The 17,160-nt window shown below is 38.5% G+C and carries 19 protein-coding genes; 9 read left to right on the top strand and 10 right to left on the bottom strand.

What is annotated here, in order from left to right; genetic code table 11:
- Positions 1-226 precede the first annotated feature (226 nt).
- Positions 227-2,512: a GH92 family glycosyl hydrolase gene (locus tag B4Z47_RS18595; protein ID WP_201303499.1), complete on the top strand. Its 2,286-nt coding sequence runs from the start codon at positions 227-229 to the stop codon at positions 2,510-2,512.
- 34 nt (positions 2,513-2,546) lie between these two features.
- Entirely contained in the window at positions 2,547-4,793 is a 2,247-nt protein-coding gene (locus B4Z47_RS18590; protein ID WP_115047893.1) for a GH92 family glycosyl hydrolase, read from the top strand.
- An 87-nt stretch (positions 4,794-4,880) separates the two neighbouring features.
- Here B4Z47_RS18590 and B4Z47_RS18585 read toward each other — a convergent pair whose 3' ends face one another.
- The 3 genes from B4Z47_RS18585 to B4Z47_RS18575 form a co-directional block, all read right to left on the bottom strand.
- Complete coding sequence (locus B4Z47_RS18585) at positions 4,881-5,312, bottom strand: GNAT family N-acetyltransferase (protein ID WP_286727715.1); 432 nt, start codon at positions 5,310-5,312, stop codon at positions 4,881-4,883.
- A 242-nt stretch (positions 5,313-5,554) separates the two neighbouring features.
- Positions 5,555-5,785, bottom strand: coding sequence for a hypothetical protein (locus B4Z47_RS18580; protein WP_197084131.1), 231 nt, complete (start codon positions 5,783-5,785; stop codon positions 5,555-5,557).
- Between the two features lie 7 nt (positions 5,786-5,792).
- On the bottom strand, positions 5,793-6,041 hold the full coding sequence (locus B4Z47_RS18575) for a hypothetical protein (RefSeq protein ID WP_046675688.1): 249 nt from the start codon (positions 6,039-6,041) through the stop codon (positions 5,793-5,795).
- 387 nt (positions 6,042-6,428) lie between these two features.
- On the opposite strand from B4Z47_RS18575, the gene B4Z47_RS18570 reads away from it, so the two are divergent.
- Both B4Z47_RS18570 and B4Z47_RS18565 read left to right on the top strand, forming a co-directional pair.
- Positions 6,429-6,929 (top strand): hypothetical protein, encoded by a 501-nt coding sequence (locus B4Z47_RS18570; RefSeq protein WP_070569355.1) that lies wholly within the window; start codon positions 6,429-6,431, stop codon positions 6,927-6,929.
- 26 nt (positions 6,930-6,955) lie between these two features.
- Positions 6,956-7,831, top strand: coding sequence for a hypothetical protein (locus B4Z47_RS18565; protein ID WP_139145081.1), 876 nt, complete (start codon positions 6,956-6,958; stop codon positions 7,829-7,831).
- A gap of 65 nt (positions 7,832-7,896) precedes the next feature.
- On the opposite strand, the gene B4Z47_RS18560 is transcribed toward B4Z47_RS18565, so the two are convergent.
- Entirely contained in the window at positions 7,897-9,006 is a 1,110-nt protein-coding gene (locus B4Z47_RS18560) for a glutaminyl-peptide cyclotransferase (RefSeq protein ID WP_070569358.1), read from the bottom strand.
- A 199-nt stretch (positions 9,007-9,205) separates the two neighbouring features.
- Here B4Z47_RS18560 and B4Z47_RS18555 point away from each other — a divergent pair, with 199 nt between their 5' ends.
- Complete coding sequence (locus B4Z47_RS18555) at positions 9,206-9,970, top strand: DUF72 domain-containing protein (protein WP_070569952.1); 765 nt, start codon at positions 9,206-9,208, stop codon at positions 9,968-9,970.
- Positions 9,971-9,983: 13 nt separating this feature from the next.
- Here B4Z47_RS18555 and B4Z47_RS18550 read toward each other — a convergent pair whose 3' ends face one another.
- The 6 genes from B4Z47_RS18550 to B4Z47_RS18525 all read right to left on the bottom strand — a co-directional run bounded on the left by B4Z47_RS18550 (position 9,984) and on the right by B4Z47_RS18525 (position 14,600).
- The gene (locus B4Z47_RS18550; RefSeq protein WP_070569361.1) at positions 9,984-10,316 is read right to left on the bottom strand and encodes a hypothetical protein; all 333 of its coding nucleotides are present in this window, start codon (positions 10,314-10,316) and stop codon (positions 9,984-9,986) included.
- Positions 10,317-10,327: 11 nt separating this feature from the next.
- Complete coding sequence (locus tag B4Z47_RS18545; RefSeq protein WP_070569365.1) at positions 10,328-10,648, bottom strand: hypothetical protein; 321 nt, start codon at positions 10,646-10,648, stop codon at positions 10,328-10,330.
- A 32-nt stretch (positions 10,649-10,680) separates the two neighbouring features.
- The gene (locus tag B4Z47_RS18540; protein ID WP_070569368.1) at positions 10,681-10,995 is read right to left on the bottom strand and encodes a hypothetical protein; all 315 of its coding nucleotides are present in this window, start codon (positions 10,993-10,995) and stop codon (positions 10,681-10,683) included.
- 331 nt (positions 10,996-11,326) lie between these two features.
- Positions 11,327-12,385 carry an SMP-30/gluconolactonase/LRE family protein gene (locus tag B4Z47_RS18535; RefSeq protein WP_236560156.1) on the bottom strand — a complete coding sequence of 353 codons (1,059 nt, stop codon included), beginning with the start codon at positions 12,383-12,385 and terminating at the stop codon, positions 11,327-11,329.
- Positions 12,386-12,703: 318 nt separating this feature from the next.
- Positions 12,704-13,357, bottom strand: coding sequence for an alpha/beta fold hydrolase (locus B4Z47_RS18530; protein WP_070569374.1), 654 nt, complete (start codon positions 13,355-13,357; stop codon positions 12,704-12,706).
- A 178-nt stretch (positions 13,358-13,535) separates the two neighbouring features.
- Complete coding sequence (locus tag B4Z47_RS18525; protein WP_070569377.1) at positions 13,536-14,600, bottom strand: NADH:flavin oxidoreductase; 1,065 nt, start codon at positions 14,598-14,600, stop codon at positions 13,536-13,538.
- A gap of 112 nt (positions 14,601-14,712) precedes the next feature.
- Between B4Z47_RS18525 and B4Z47_RS18520 the strand changes: the two genes are divergently transcribed.
- From B4Z47_RS18520 to B4Z47_RS18505, 4 genes are all read left to right on the top strand, one after another.
- Positions 14,713-15,060 (top strand): winged helix-turn-helix transcriptional regulator, encoded by a 348-nt coding sequence (locus B4Z47_RS18520; protein WP_070569380.1) that lies wholly within the window; start codon positions 14,713-14,715, stop codon positions 15,058-15,060.
- A gap of 175 nt (positions 15,061-15,235) precedes the next feature.
- Positions 15,236-15,829, top strand: a complete 594-nt coding sequence (locus B4Z47_RS18515) for an RNA polymerase sigma factor (RefSeq protein ID WP_070569382.1) — start codon at positions 15,236-15,238, stop codon at positions 15,827-15,829.
- A 96-nt stretch (positions 15,830-15,925) separates the two neighbouring features.
- Positions 15,926-16,168 carry a hypothetical protein gene (locus B4Z47_RS18510; protein WP_115047897.1) on the top strand — a complete coding sequence of 81 codons (243 nt, stop codon included), beginning with the start codon at positions 15,926-15,928 and terminating at the stop codon, positions 16,166-16,168.
- A gap of 15 nt (positions 16,169-16,183) precedes the next feature.
- Complete coding sequence (locus B4Z47_RS18505) at positions 16,184-17,065, top strand: FecR family protein (protein ID WP_070569385.1); 882 nt, start codon at positions 16,184-16,186, stop codon at positions 17,063-17,065.
- The last annotated feature ends 95 nt before the right edge of the window (positions 17,066-17,160 follow it).

Below are 17,160 nucleotides of genomic sequence, written 5' to 3'. Positions count from 1 at the left end.
TTAGGTTAATAATTGGTTAGTTAGTAAAAGCCTGAAGTTCCCCACTTCAGGCTTTTGTTGTTATTGACCATCATAAATCTCTTTGCTTAATATGTATAGTTTTGCTAAATCCTATTAACAAACGTAAAATCATCGATATAACGACAAGTACGATTTGTAAATCTTTGCGATTATCTGTAGTATTGTAGGTACACGCTAAAATGCGCGGCCTATGGTGTTTGCTTGAATGAAAGCAATTAACAATGTCGTCTATCAAGATTATATGATCAAATCTATTCGTTTTTTACTTTTAGGATTATTTCTTTGGGAGAACGTTTCTGCCCAAAAGCTTCCTACAGACTATGTCAACCCGTTTATTGGTACCAGTAATTATGGAACAACTAATCCGGGTGCTCAGGTTCCCAACGGCTTGATGAATGTTTCTCCGTTTAATGTAATGGGATCATCACTTAATGCATTTGATAAGGATGCAAGATGGTGGTCTACTCCCTATGAACATAGCAATAGTTATTTTACAGGTTTTTCTCATGTTAATTTAAGTGGGGTAGGATGTCCAGATATGGGAAGTCTGTTGTTGATGCCAACTTCGGGGAAATTGGAGGTTGATTATCATCAATATGGGAGTACCTATACACAAGAGGTTGCCCATCCGGGATATTATAGCAATATATTAAAGAAATACGGTATCAAGACAGAAGTTTCAGCGACAACCCGTGTAGGTGTGTCGAAATTTACTTTTCCAAAAGGACAGGCAAATATCCTACTTAATCTAGGCGAAGGGTTAACAAATGAAACGGGAGCAACAGTTCGTTATGTAAGTGACACCGAAATAGAAGGATCTAAATTGTTGGGCTCTTTCTGTTACACGAACAATCAGGCTGTTTATCCCATCTTCTTTGTTATGCGTGTCAATAAAAAACCGTCAAAAAGAGGATATTGGAAATTCCAGCGTGCCGGAGAAAAATGGGAAAACGATTGGAATAAAGATGCCGGAAAATATAAAATTTTTACGGACTATACCGATCAGCTTTCAGGCGATGATCTTGGTGCGTATTTTAGTTTTGACGTCAAAGAAAATGAAAGCTTAGAAGTACAGCTGGCCGTATCATTTGTGAGTGTTGAAAATGCGCGTAAAAATCTAGACGCTGAGCAAGCAGACTTTAGCTTTGAAAAAACGCAAAAGCACGCAGCTTCACTTTGGAATAATGCATTGTCAAAGATACAGGTCGAAGGTGGTACAGAGGACCAAAAAACAGTGTTCTATACGGCATTATATCATGCTATGATTCATCCAAATATCTTGCAGGATGTAAATGGAGAATATCCGGCAATGGAAACCCGGAAGACGCTCGTTGCAGATCACAATCGTTACACCGTGTTTTCGCTATGGGATACGTACCGAAATGTTCAGCCTCTAATGTCACTGGTTTATCCTGATAAGCAGGTGGGTATGATACGTTCCATGATCGATATTTATAAGGAAAGCGGTTGGATGCCCAAATGGGAGTTGTATAGTCGAGAAAGCTATACCATGGATGGCGATCCGGCAGTTCCAGTGATCGTTGATGCATGGATGAAAGGCATTCGGGATTTTGACGTTAATACAGCTTACAAAGCGTTTCTGAAATCGGCTACGACTACGGATTCGACAAATAAAATTAGACCAGACAATGCGGACTATGTGAAGTATGGGTATGTTCCACTGCGCGATTCATTCGATAATTCGGTATCTCATGCCATTGAATATTATGTTGCCGATTGGAACCTAGCCCAACTGGCCGCCTCATTGGGGAAAACTAAAGATGCTCAGCTTTTTGCTAAGCGAGCACAGGGGTATAAACACTATTATTCTTCGGAGTATGGGACTTTCAGGCCTATTCTTCCTAACGGCGAGTTTTTAAGTCCATTTAGCCCATTGATGGGCGCCAATTTTGAACCAAATCATGGTTTCCATGAAGGTAACGCTTGGAACTATAGCTTTGCCATACCATTTGATATACCTGGTTTGGTGAAGTTGATGGGCGGAAAGCAAAAATTTGTGGATAGACTGCAGGCAACGTTTGATAAAGGGTATTTTGATGTTACCAACGAACCAGATATGCTGTATCCACATGTGTTTTCGGAAATCAAAGGAGAAGAATGGCGTACCCAAAAGCTGGTTAAGGAAATTTTAGAAAAACATTTTACGAATAGCCCTGGGGGTATACCGGGAAATGACGATACGGGAACAATGTCCACATGGGCTTTAATGAACATGATCGGCATCTATCCTTTTTGTCCAGGTAGACCAGATTATACTGTTGTAACACCTGTTTTCGACAAAGTGACCATTCAACTCGATAAAAAATATTATCCAAATGGCGACAAAGTGACAATAAGACGTCAAAAAGAGGGTGCCGGAGATTATATAAAAAAGATCTTTATCGATGGAAAACCATTCAATGGATTTAAAATCAACCATCAGACTTTGGTCAATAGCAAGGATATTCTAATCGTTACTGGAAATAGATAATTAGGCAAACTAAATTGAAAAACTGATCTACACGATGAAATATATTAATTACGCGGTCTGTGCAGGCCTTTTGTCCTTAATGGGTTGCGCTTCACTAAAAAACTCCGATGAGACTTCTTATGCTGGGTATGTAAATCCTTTTATCGGAACGGATTTTATGGGGAATACATATCCTGGAGCACAGTCACCTTTTGGAATGGTACAGCTTAGCCCAGATAATGGACTGCCTGGCTGGGACCGTATTTCCGGATACTTTTATCCTGACAGTACGATTGCTGGTTTTAGCCATACACATTTAAGTGGAACCGGAGCCGGCGACTTGTACGACATATCTTATATGCCGGTTACCTTACCTTATCATGAAGCCCCGGCTCCCTTAGGTATACATTCCAAATTTTCGCATAAAGACGAAAAGGCTCACGCCGGATACTATCAGGTAAAACTTACTGATTACGATATAAATGTAGAGCTGACAGCAACGGCACGCTGCGGTATTCAACGTTATACGTTTCCAAAAGCCGAGTCTGCAGTATTTTTAGACTTAAAGAAAGCAATGAATTGGGATGCTACAACAGATTCACACATCGAAGTGGTTGATTCTGTTACTATCCGTGGTTACCGTTTTTCGGAGGGCTGGGCAAGAGGCCAACGCGTTTATTTTGAAACTCGGTTTTCTAAGCCTTTTATGGCCGTTCATATCGATAGTTCAGCAATATTATCCAGTGCTGATACAACGGCAAAAAGTGCAAAACGTATTGGTACAGCATTCAAAGCACGTTTTGATTTCAAGACAGCAGCTGGAGAACAAGTGACTTTAAGTACGGCCCTTTCGGGAGTAAGTATGGAAGGCGCTTCAAAGAACTTAAAAGCAGAAGTTCCAAATGATGATTTTGATTATTATTTAAAAGAGGCCGAACAAAATTGGAACCATGAATTGGGGCGGGTAGCAATCGAGACCAAAGACAAAGAGGAACAGGTTAAATTCTATACAGCACTATACCATTCGATGTTGGCACCGACAATTTTCAGTGATGTTGATGGTGCTTACATGGGGGCGGACCGGAAGGTACATCAGGCTGAAGGTTGGACCAATTATAGCACGTTCTCACTTTGGGACACCTATAGAGCTTCGCATCCATTATTTACCTATATAGACCCTAGTCGAGTAAATGATATGATTAAGTCCTTCATTGCCTTTTATGAACAGCATGGCCGACTACCGGTATGGAATATTTATGGGAGTGAAACGGATATGATGATTGGCAATCATGCCATTCCTGTCATTGTAGATGCATATTTAAAAGGAATTGGTGATTTTGATGCAATAAAAGCGTTAGAAGCCTGTGTTGCCACAGCTAATATTGATAATTACCGGGGTATAGGTCTTTATAAAAAATTAGGCTATGTGCCCTATGACGTAAAAGATGAATACAATGCCGAAAACTGGTCCTTATCACGAACACTTGAATATGCCTATGACGATCATTGTATCGCAATGATGGCCGATAAGATGGAAAGGAAAGATATTGCAGGAGCGTTTTTTGCGAGAGCTCAAAATTATAAAAATGTGTATAATCCGGCTACTTCATTTATGCAACCTCGAGATAGCCATGGTAAATTTATTACCCCGTTTGATGCGGAGGAATATAGTGCACATATCTGTGAAAGTAATGCATGGCAATATTTTTGGTCTGTACAACATGATATTCCTGGATTGATTAAACTTGTTGGTGGGCAAGAGCGCTTTGGACAGAAGCTAGATAGCATGTTTACATTTCATCCTTCCGACACCAGCAAGCTGCCAATTTTTAGTACAGGAATGATTGGGCAGTATGCACATGGTAACGAGCCGAGCCATCATGCACTCTATTTATTTAATGCGGTTGGACAGCCTTGGAAAACGCAGCAATATGCAGCCGAGGTAATGAACAAACTTTACTTGAATACACCTTCGGGATTAAGTGGAAATGATGACTGCGGGCAGATGTCGGCTTGGTATGTATTCAGCGCATTGGGATTTTATCCTGTAGATCCCATAAGTGGAAAATACGAAATCGGTACACCTTTATTTGAAAAAGCTGAATTGAAGTTGTCCAATGGAAAGAAATTTACCGTGAAAGCTAACCATGTCAGTAAAGCCAATATTTATATCCAAGCCATTACGATTGATGGTAAGCCTCTTGAAACAAGTTATATCACACACGAACAAATTATGTCCGGAGCGACATTGGTGTTAGAAATGGGCGAAAAACCGGGACCGATATGGTACAAAAATAAATAGGATCTATAAGTATATGGAGATTCATATGTGAAGCTCCCAAATAATTAAGAGAAGCCTCCAAATGAATATTAATCGATTTGGGGGCTTTTATTTTATTGGCAGAATTAAGTTTTTGTAGAAATATGTCGTGCTACACAATGTTCCATTCGGGAAGAGCGCATAATTTGGGATATCGCCGACTTTCGTCCAGCCACATTTTTGATACATAATATAAGCCGGGCTATCGGTTACAGTATCTAGTACCAATAGTGTCTTATTTAGATCAATAGCTATATTTTCAATGTGTTGAAGTAAATTTTGTGCAATGCCCATTCTTCGAAAGTCAGTATGGACTAACATTTTGGCTACATCTGCACGATGTATTTGATTTGAGGGGAGGTCGATTTGGAGTTGAACGGTTCCTGCGATTCGATGCGTAGAAGCATCTTTTGCAATAATCAATATTGTTTTTTGCTGCTTGACCTTGTTCAGTACTTCAGTCCAAAATCTTTTTGCCTGCTCAACTGTTAGATCTTCCATAAAGCCTACAGAGGCACCTCCTTGGACAATATTAAAAGTCAGGTCTACTAATTCAGAAATTAAGGTAATGCTGGATTCGTTGACTTCTTCAACGACAAATCTGTATTGGAAATAGGTGAGGAACTCATGTGTTTGATTGCGGATGAGATATAGAAAAGGAATTGATCGCTGTGTTATGTAAGAAAAGACATTCTGCTAATGATCGGCTTGGCTCTTCTGGTGAGAATTATAGTTAAAAATCGTTACTCGTTGCGGGTGAATGCATAATAGATGACGTATAACCAACCGAGTATCCCATGAATTAAAGCCCATAGTATGGATTTGTTGCGATCCCATGAGGTGACAACGGCAATGACAGAACCCAGCCCAATACCCGATTGGGTGATCGTCTGTGTCGTTGATTTACTTATCTCTTGGCCAAATACAATATCCGAGATGAAAAGAAAGAATATGAATAATGCGAGGTGTTTCATGATGGGTTTATTGAGCTCCTCTTATTTTGAGTTCTTCATTGATTTCTTTTATTCTTTTAAAATTGAGAATAACAATAGGAGATAAGGCGAAGGGAATCGCCATTAGTGCGCTGAATCCTTTGTTAATTGAAGTATAGATCCCCATGCCTAATAGAATAAAGAGCATGGTGGTGAGCATCCATGTAATTACCAGCGCATTTTTTTTGTTGGTTTGAAGCTCTTCGTCAGTCATTCCGTTTAAAGGTCTGTTATTCATATTTCGGTGGTTTATAGTCTCTAAGTTCCGTAATTTTTTTTAAGAAACAAAGAATTTTGCCTTAAATGATGTGTGATTCTTAAATAAATATAGCTTTTTTTTCTGATTTTTTAAAAAATGATTAATTAAATGGCTAATATAGTAGGTTTCGAAGGACCTTTTTTACAATAATGCAGTATAAGGTGATTTTTATGGATTCCCTGTTTAGAAGAGTAGGCTTTTCATCTCTCAAAGAAATAAATAGTTTGTGCAAAGTAAGGATAAGCGTATTGCTTTTTAGCGAGCAGGTTGTACGGAAAATAACGAATCTTAAAACAACGACCACGAATATTAAACGAGACGGATAGGCTGGTTTAAAAAACTGTTATTTGTAAAAAAAATTAAGAAATGAGAATGCTAGCTTTAATCTTTATGCTATTTACCATGTGTTCCTGTAGGGGTAATTTGGATTTGGGGTACAATGAGAAAATGGCTAAGCTCTTTCATAGCTGTCGAGAAAAAATGGATGAGAGCTATGGAAAATTGCTAGAAGGGGAATATGATGTCGATAAATCAGACTATTCCTATCACATGAAATTGAATGAGGCACGCGCTTTGAGTAGTTACATCAAAGGATTAAAATGCGAAGCCTCTCAACTGAAATACAGTAAAACTGCCGAAAGTTTTCACATCGCTTCAGTTGGTTACATGACAGAGATCGTTGATGGATATGGTATTTTATTAATTAAATATATTGATGAACAGAAAAAAGGGACTCGGAAAAGTCTGTTGCGGGAGATTACTGATGAAAAAGAGAAAATTGAAGCCTTAGCTGAGTCGTGTTTAGGACATCAAATAGCCTTCATGAATCAAGCTGGAATAAAAGTAGATAGTCAAACAGGAAAGTAGTTGAAATATATTTTAATTTTATAACCATGTTAATACGAAAAAATATGTGGTATTTGCTTATCATTTTACCTATGATGGCATTGTCCTGTAAGAGCAAAATAGCAGCGCATCAGTCAATACCCCCGTATTCATTAGCTGATACTGTGAAACCCGATTGGTATCGTGAATACTATGGTCGGGTTGTAATGATCGACAATGATTTTGTAACGCAGAAAGATGGCAATTATTTAGTAGATCTTCCTTTGCAGATCGTTCCGGATTCCACTTACGTTTTCTTTTTGAGTACTAAAATTCCAGTGGAGTTACTAAAAAAATCCAATGAATTCTATCCCGATCTTCAACATTTTGTACTGATTGTTCCCGATTGGAAGTTTTATGGTGAAGTCGCCGAAGAAGCTTCGAAAAATGGGATGTGTATAGAACCTGCGACAACCAATTTTTATTATTCCATAAAAAGAGAGGACGGTATGGTTAAAGTCGACAGTCTCCGGCTTTCTGGTCTTGATAACCCTAGATTAGATTTTGTTAAACCAATTTCAGCTAAAGGCATGCTTACAATTTATCGAAGAGACAGTTACGGATCGGTTTGTTGCCCGCGTGACCCGAAATGGGATAATGCAGACAAGGATGAGCTTTTCCTACGTGATTTTGAACACCGCAGTCACCTGAAAGTAACTAAAGGGCGGTATGTGCAGATGGAAGGTAAAGAAGGCGAAAAAAGTATCTATTATACCTTACCGGGATTATCTTCAGCACAGCGATTGGAATTTTTAGCAAATAAATATGCGCAATGGATTGCCAATAAGGATACGGGGACAAGGACGATTATACCACAGTTATTTGCACCACAAATTATACCGATGGTAACTGAGGGCTTTAACAAAATGAAAGAATTACCATAAAGTCAAAAATAGTGCGATTTGGTTCTTTCCGGAACAGCATGTTGTTTTTTTTGATGGAGATAAAGCTATTCTGTTAGCTTTATCTCGAACATTTTATCCCAGTTTTTACCGGTAACAAAGAAGGTGTTTGATCTTTTATTGTAAGCGATACCATTTAATACATCTAAATCCACATGCTGTGTTACATGCTCACGTAATTTGGATAGATCGACTAAAGCCTCCACTGTACCTGTTTTAGGGTCTATTCGTCCAATGACATCCTCCATAAAGAAATTTGCATAGATTTTCCCTTTTACCCATTCCATTTCATTGATTTGATCCACGATGGCCGTGTTCGTTGCTGCACGGATATAATCCACTTTTGAGAAATCATTTGGATTAAGTGTATAGATATAATCAGAACCATTCGACATGAATAAGTTTTTACCGTCAGAAGTTAAGCCCCAACCTTCCATTGGCTGAAAGTAAGGAAGTGTCTTAATAACAGAAAGACTGTTTATATCGTAGAGGTAGGCTAGATTGTTTTTATAGGTTAATTGATATAATTTTCCATTTAGGACGGTAGCACCTTCGCCAAAAATTGAATCATCCAATTCATTTTTTTTGATGGGCTGACCCGTTTTAGGATTAACAATACGGATACTCGATTTCCCCTTATTTCCACTTGGACCAACCCCATTCCCAGTACTTTCGATCAAATTATCACCGTAAAACTCCAGTCCTTGTGTGAAAGCTTTGGCATCATGTGGATAAATATTCACAATGCTATAACTTAGCAAAAGCGGAGGGTTAGAGGCGAATAGATCGATGTTGACCGAATTTTCTTCTCGCTTTCCATTACTAAATACGACAGCTTTAATAATTTGCTTACCAAATTTCTCCTGTTTTAATGAATAATTGAAGGGCTCATTTCCGACGACCTGGCCAATCTTTTTATCGTTTATAGCGTAAATAACAGAGTCTATTTTGGATGTGTTTTTGCTATACATCTTTAATATCAGATCCTCACCCCGCGTATAGTGCTGTTTAATATTGTCAAAGGTAAATGTCGGATTTTCATCAGCATGTTCGGACTGGGAACTTAAAGTTGTATTGGTATTGTTGCTTTTATTTCCGGTACAACTGCCCAAAATGGCGCCAATAATGAAACAAATGAGGTACGATTTTTTTTGCATTGATATAATGTGCTTGATTAATTATCCACTAATAAACTAGAAAACAAGTTGCTTAAAAATAGCTGTTGCTGTACTACTTGTTTCTCAAACTTAGATAAATTGTTTTTTATATGCAATTCAATTGCAGACCAATACAAAGGATAATTCGTCTATGAAAGAAAAAATGAACCATTGCATGCTGCTCGATTGTTATAAGGGTATGGAAAAATCATATTTTACTGGAACGAGCGGTATCCTTTTACCTTACAAGAATAAAAGTTATTATCCTGAGGAGTTACAGGATAAAAGTCGATTGGCTGTATACAGTTTACTATTTAACTCATTGGAAGTAAACAGTTCTTTTTATAAAATTCCCAGAGAAGAAACAGTCAGAAGATGGTCCGAAGAGACGACCGATGATTTTCGTTTCACCTTTAAACTATGGAAGGGAATTACGCATCAAAAAGAACTTAAGTTTGATCCACAGGATGTCGCTAGATTTCTATCTGTTATTGACGCTATCGGCCAAAAGAAAGGGTGCTTGCTCATACAATTACCACCATCTTTTAAATTTGCTTCTATTGGAATGCTTGTTGAACTGCTGGATTGTATTGCCCAGGATAAGAGAAGTGAAAAATGGCAGGTATGTGTAGAATTTAGGGACCTTTCCTGGTATAGAGAAGAAACTTTCGAACTTTTAAAATCCTATGAAATGCATCTGGTTATTCATGATAAGGATATGCAAGGTATGCGTCTTCAATATGCGGATGCAAAGATAATCTATATGCGCTTTCATGGCCCAAATGGTGACTATAAGGGAAGCTATTCGGACAGCCTATTGTTGGAATACAGTACCTATATTAACGAATGGATTGCAGCGGGAAAAGAAGTCTATACTTATTTTAATAATACAATAGGAGCGGCACTTCCTAATCTAAAGACATTAGCCTCGTATATCACTGCGAACAAAATATTTCCTGCTTAAAAGGTGTCTTTTTTTAAAGTACACTGCCACGGATATATTCATTTCCCATATAGCCGTCCCAGCCTTCATGTTCACGCATAATCCGCTGATAAGCATTGGTCAATGCTTGAGTTTTCGTAAATAAGGGAATACCTCTCCGGATGCAGTCGTGATCAGCGTAAGTCCCAGCATTATCGTGCCATTGTAGCCAAGCAAGTAATTCTTGTCTTTTCATCAGCATTAATCTATCGAATAGTGTCTTATCTTTTAAGTTCATGAGCTGATAACGCCAATCTGTGCGATGCGACTCCATAGCTAGAATTTTTGGAAGCTGATGCGCTATGATCTGTTTAATAAAAGACTCCATAATCTGAAATTTTAGTTGTTAAAGATGAGTTGTGCGTGTGTATTCGAAAAGGCATTGTATCTTCTTTTCATGTGGATGCGCAGGATTTCTTTATGGATATACGCGACAGCCTTTAATTTGGAAAGCTGCTGCACGCCATTTTCAATACATTTACGATCGGTATAGTTTCCTTTTGGATCATGCCATTGTAGCCAATCAAGGAGTATTTCTCTTTCTAGATTCTCGAGTCTCTGATGTAAGCCGATTAATTCACTTTCCCGGAGTTGTTCTCGCCAGTCAGACCAGATCGGACCTGACACCATCCCTCGCTTCTCTTTGAATTTATTTTCCATATTTTACGTCGAATTTGAAGATCTAAAATTTGTTAGATGACTAGCTTACTGATAATAGCATTGCCAAGTTTACTTTTCATAAATAACTCAATTTGTTTCAGCAATTCTGGACTTACTTCGGGGACTCTTTCTAAATCTCGTATAAACCACTTCTGAATGACAGGTGTTTGTTTGGAACGTTGGTCAAATTTAACCACTTCAGCCCGTGATGATTTTCCAGCCGGATCGTAGTATGACCATAGTACAATGAAAATCGTATTTGGATCCTCATCGGGATGGGGGGTATGAAAGCGAACGATGTCACCTACGTGTAAATCCTTATTGTCATATGCTGCGCTGTGTTCCATAAAAGCATTGTCTAAAACTGATATTCAAATATACTAAAAATATTAGTATAAAAAAGTTTTTGCTAAAAATTTTATACTTCATCTAACAGGCTGTTGTTTTTTTATAGTTGGAGGCATGTCTTAGTGATTTGTGCTTTTACTTCGATTTTATTGTTTTTATGAATCTGAATTTCAGTTCCTTTTCTTGTGGGTAGAAAAGATGGACAAATATAAAGGGGAACTATTCGAAGGGAATTTTGTGAAGGCTGCGCATAGAATAATAGCTAGGTGAAAAGTAGATGTGTCAGCGCGAGTTTTATGCTTAAGAATTTCACTTGTTGTAACATTTTTTTCAAAATTTCGGTAATTTGACCTTAAAGACATAATATGGCAACTCTACCTTATCAGCTCCCTTATTCCATTGCGGGTCTTTAAAGAGCTGTGCACAAGAGAAATAGAGGTATCCATCTCCGCTGATACCCATAGAATCGGGCCATAGTATTCGGGAGTCCCTTACCAGGGTATTCACATTTCCCTCAGGATTTAAATATTTAATACTATAATCTATTGACGATGTGAGATAAATATTTCCATCAATGTCTGCTAGTAAGCCATGCGTGATTCCGACTTCTCCTTTGTCTTCCACTTTTGCCTCCAATTCTTGATCCGTCAGCCCTGCGTCGGCTAAAAATTCTGTTGCAATACAGTACAAATGGGTCTGATTGATGGCTTTGAAATATAAATATTTAAAGTCGTGACTCAATGCTATGCCATTCACGTTGGAAGAAAAAGGCTTTCCATTTTCACTACGCATTTCAATACCATTATAGCTTAATAATACATCAGGATCAGCCAGCGTAAAACGGCTTCCAGTTAAAGCCTTTCTAGTCAGTCCAGTTTTAAGGTCTAAAATAATGATGGCCGCTTGGCCGGGATCGGAGAGATAGGCTAAATTTCGCTTGTGATCAATACGCATATCATTTAGACCTGATTTGGTTTTATCAAGGTCGTCGAAACGATAAATATGTTCAATTTGATTTGTATTTGTATTGATTTTTAATAATTTAAACTGGCCTTGATTTGATTTTTCATCTTTGCCAAAAATTGATCCAGCAGCAGATGGTTTAGAATCCAATACCCAGAGATTGTCCTCGGTATCGACAAATATATCCTGAACATTTACAAAGTGGGAATTCTCTTTTCCTTCTAAATTCCATTCTTCATTTGGATAAGGAACAGGTTTTCCATTGATGATTTCAGTAAGTGCATACTGATAATTTTTAGCTTGTTTTGGGAAGGAAACAAATAATCGATTGTTGGAGCTAGCGCTAACACCGATCGGACGGTACGGGCCTAAAGCTGCTGCGACCTCCAATTTCGGGGCTGTAGTATCATTAACTTGTGCCAGCATAGTGAGAAAAAAGATGTGACAGAATAAAAAACTTAATATGAGCCGTGTTCGCATATTCTTGTTATAATTTAACCTTACTATATTACTTTGGACTGGTCCCATTAAGCAATAAACAGCGATTTTTTAGTTACGTAAAGAGACCGCGCTCTCATAGAAGAACCTTCTATTCTCAATTATTGTTTGTCCTTTTCTTCAAATAATACTTTTTTACACTGCTCAGCATATCGTGTGTTTCATGTCGATACGAATCCGCTTGGATTTAATTTTCTGAGCGACTAGAAAAGTTGGGATTGGTCTCGGTGATTAAAAGGAGGTGATTTACAAGCAGATTTCTTGCAAGAGCTTTTCAACCTCCTGGGCATGGGTGACTGTCATAAAATGTCCCGCACCCCTAATGATAAAGTTGGGCTTTACATTTTTGATGGGGATAATATGATCTCTACTACCATGTATATGAATTAAATTGTCCGGAACCGAATTGTTTTTCCATTGCAGAATTTGATGTATTGCCCAGTTCATAAAGATGGGGTCTGTATCGTATAAAATCTGTTTTAGCAAGCGGGAATCTTCTTTGTTACGTATGCCAAAAAAGTAATCTGATAGAAAACAATGGAACTTTAGTAACGGACTAGGAACCAGTTTGTTGATTTTGAGTCTGCCTGCTAAGCGATACAGTTTGGGTAATTCATGCCGTCCTTTGGCTGAAGCAAGCAGGATAATTTGTTTTGTTTCGATAATCTTGGCAATTTCTATTGCAAGCATTCCTCCAAAGGAAAGCCCAACGAGGATGGGGTTCTTTGCAGTAATTTTAGTCGATATTCTTTTTGCATAAATAGACAGTGGTTCATTGGGGCTTGGTGTAATCCAATCTAGATAGGTTAGATCAAGCGAGCCAAAGTCTATTTTGCTGAATACACGTTGATCTACACCCAATCCGCTGATGACATATATTTTGGTTGCGGTGATTTTCATTTAATCAAGTGTCTGTATCCATTTGCGGAGACAAGGTACTGAATTATCGTTACAAAACAGGGCAAAAATTGCTTCGAAAGTGAATTTTTGCCCCTGTTTATACTATTGAATAACGTAAATATTAAATAACGTAAATATTAAATAACGTAATTTTAATCCACCTAATCGCTCGAGCTTACTAAGATAAGCTCGCCAAACTCTTCGCTTCAAAAGTCGATAATTCGTTGTATTTTTCGGCTTGCACTTTTTTCACCCAATTCGGATCTTGCAAGATCGCCCTGCCTACAGCTACAAGGTCAAAATCGCCACGTTCGTAACGACGAACCAGTTCATCCAGTGAAGCGGGAGAGGACTTGAACTCCGAATTTGTAAATACATCGCCAAAATCTTTGTCAAGACCTACGGATCCAACCGTGATTGTGGGTTGTCCTGAAATTTTTTTGAGCCATCCAGCGAAATTTAAGTCGCTACCTTCAAATTCCGGCTCCCAATAACGACGTTGGCTTCCATGAAAAATGTCGACACCGGCATCTGTCAATGGTAGGATCCAGTCTTCCATCGCTGCGGGGGTGGGAGCAAGCTTGGCTGTGTAGTCTTGCTGCTTCCATTGTGATAGACGTAGAATGATTACAAAATCAGGTCCAACCGCTTTTCGCATTGCTTTGACTACCTCAACCGCAAATTTAGAGCGCTCCTTAATTGTTTTTCCACCAAATTCGTCTGTTCTGTGGTTCATTCCTTCCCAGAAAAATTGGTCGATCAGATAGCCATGGGCGCCATGGATTTCAAAAGCATCAAAACCGAGGTCTTTTGCAGATTTAGCAGCGTCAGCGTAAGCTTGTATCGTGGCCTCTATATCCGCTAATGTCATTGTATCTGGGCTTTCAAACGCAGCGGGCGGAGTCCATTGCATAGGAGTATAACCAACATGCCATAGTTGAGGGGCTATTTTTCCGCCTTTTTCGTGCACTGCATCCACGATATTTTTCCAGCCGGCCAGTGCTTGGTCACCGTAAAAGTTTGGGATATCCTTTAAATTCTTTGATGAAGGTCGTTCGATAACGGTACCTTCCGTCAAAATTAAACCGACATCTCCCGCGGCACGACGCTCGTAATATCCCGCTACAGCGCTGTCGGGAATTCCATCCGTCGAAAATGCTCTCGTCATTGGTGCCATTACAAAGCGGTTTTTGAGTGTTAGATTTTTGTACTCAAATGGATTAAAAAGTGTTTGTATGCTCATTTTTCTCGTTTTAAATCGTGAATCTTCACAAATATATTTTAAATAGTATATATTTGTAACTATTATTAGTATAAACTAGTTACCTTCGCGTAACTATTTTGAATATATTCAAATGAAAAGGACTGAATTTAAAAGTTGTTCCTGTGCCATGCAGCGTTCCATGGCAATTTTAGGTACCCGGTGGAAGCCTGTGATTATCTATACTTTGCGCGATCGAAAAGCCCGATTTGGTCAATTGGATGCGCTCATCGAACATATTTCTCGAAAGGTTTTGACCAGTTCATTAAAAGAATTGGAAGAGGATGGCGTTATTTTGAGAGAAGAGTACAAGGAGCTCCCACCACGCGTAGAGTACTCTTTGACAGAAAAGGGCAAGGCTTTAATACCTATTATGTGCCAATTGGCAAAATGGAATGAAGCCTACTATGAAGAGTCTGTATCACCAGAATTGATCGTGTAGAAATTATAATCTAAATACATCGATCTTGCTTCGCTTTTACGCTATCGCTGCCGAATGGAATAGTATTGTGTCAACCGGTTTGGCCTGTCCGTTTTCTATTGCTTGCCAGCGCGGGACTGTTGATCACAATAAATGAAATTTTCATATTTATTTAAAATTTAAGTAATATTGAATTGTGAAAAACAAGGTAAACCAAGAATTTAGCAAGCAAGATTTTTTAAAATCTTTTCGGGAGGGCAGAAGGGATGGTTTACAGTTTCTGTACAAAACTTTCTATAGTCCAATGTGCTATTTTTTAGAAAAGATGAATCTTGATAAAGGTACCATCGAAGAAATCGTGCAGGATGTATTCTTAAAGCTTTGGGAGCGCCGGATAGATTTTGATCATGTTGAATCAATCCGAGGTTTTCTCTACACAAGTTGTAGAAACGCCGCTTTAAACAGGATCCAACAAGAAAATAGAATTCAACAAAAAACCAATTTTTATACGTCACAGGTCGATCTGGTCGATTTACCGATCAGCCATCAAATGATCTATTTGGAGACGCTTCGAACGATCCATGATGCCATTGATACCCTGCCTGAGCAATGTAAGCAAGTGATGCGTAAGTTGATTGTTGAAGATTTAAGCCCACAGGAAGCAGCGATCTCCTTAGGACTAACCACTAGTACGATTTACAATCAAAAGAAAAGGGGAATTGAACTTTTGAGATTAAGACTCAAGCCTGACCGGTTTTTTTGCCTACTTTTGCTTTTACTCTATTATTAGAAAATTTATACTTCTGATACATAGGTTTTTGTGAAAATGTCTACCACCTCTTTAGAGAAACGAAATCAAAATATTGTTTTAAGTATATAGAGCAATATGGAGCAAATACCCCAACATATCATTTATTTACTGAGCAAATCCAAGCTGGAAGGATTGCGCGATGACGAAAAATTAAAGTTGGACTTATGGCGGTCCGAAACTGATGCAAATAAGGGGCTATGTGATCTGATTGACAACAAAGATCAAATGCAAGCGGATTTAGACGGGATAGCCCGTTATGATTGGGAGGAATCATTTGCCCTCTTTGAACAAGATTACCTCAATACCTCATACACTTAACCTTTTTATAAACGTATGTTGTCCTATGGTATCGCCGCGGCGTTGATTGGATTACTCGTGTTGTTTTTTATACATAATCTTTCGGATACGGTCTATCAGGAGACTCCGGATAAAGATATTCAACCCGCTCAAATGACAGGGGTAGTACGTCTAGGAAATGGAAATTCAATTTCGATGGCTCCAGGAGATACTTTATTATCGTTTGTATCACCCGTTAAAAATAAAGCGGCACGAGTGAATAATTTATTCGCTGCGACACCCAAGGGTGGGAAAATGACCATGCTATTACCTGATGGAACCAAAGTATGGATGAATGCCAAAACGCAGTTGGATTATTATGAAGTAGATAGTATGCGGGAGGTTCGTTTGGTGGGGGAGGCTTATTTTGAAGTTGCCAAAAAATATTTACCATGGGAAGGTGAGGTTCCAAAACTGAAACCTTTCGTGGTACAAGCAGGGAAGATCAATATCTCCGTATTGGGGACACATTTTTATGTGAAATCAACCAAGAATATAGAAGACTTTAAAACGACATTATACGAAGGTAAAGTTAGGGTTCGACAGGGCGACAGGCAGATTATACTGTTGCCAGGGGAAGAATCGTATATCAAACTCGGTCAAATTGAACGACGAATAATTGATCTTGACGCGCGCAATGCATTGAAAGACGGATATTTCGTGTTCAATTCGGAGACTTTAGGGGGTATTATGGATGAGTTAGCGTCTTGGTATAATGTAGATGTCGTCTATCTCGATAACCAAATAAAATCGGAAAAATTTGAAGCGATGTTGTCTCGTAACAGCAGTCTGAAAGATATCATCAACGTACTGGAGAGTACCGGGAAAATTAAGTTTAAATTTAAAGGAAAGACCATTTATGTAGACAAAACAACCTAAATGAAAAGACGAAACCCTAAACGCTTGCAACATTTAGGGCTTCAGATCAAGTAATTCTAACTGTAACAGAATTTTAATTCTTAACCTAAAACAAA

The organism is Sphingobacterium sp. UBA2610 (genome assembly GCF_002339225.1).
GTDB classification, from domain to species: Bacteria; Bacteroidota; Bacteroidia; order Sphingobacteriales; family Sphingobacteriaceae; genus Sphingobacterium; species Sphingobacterium multivorum.
This window is presented reverse-complemented; position numbering and strand designations above follow the sequence as displayed.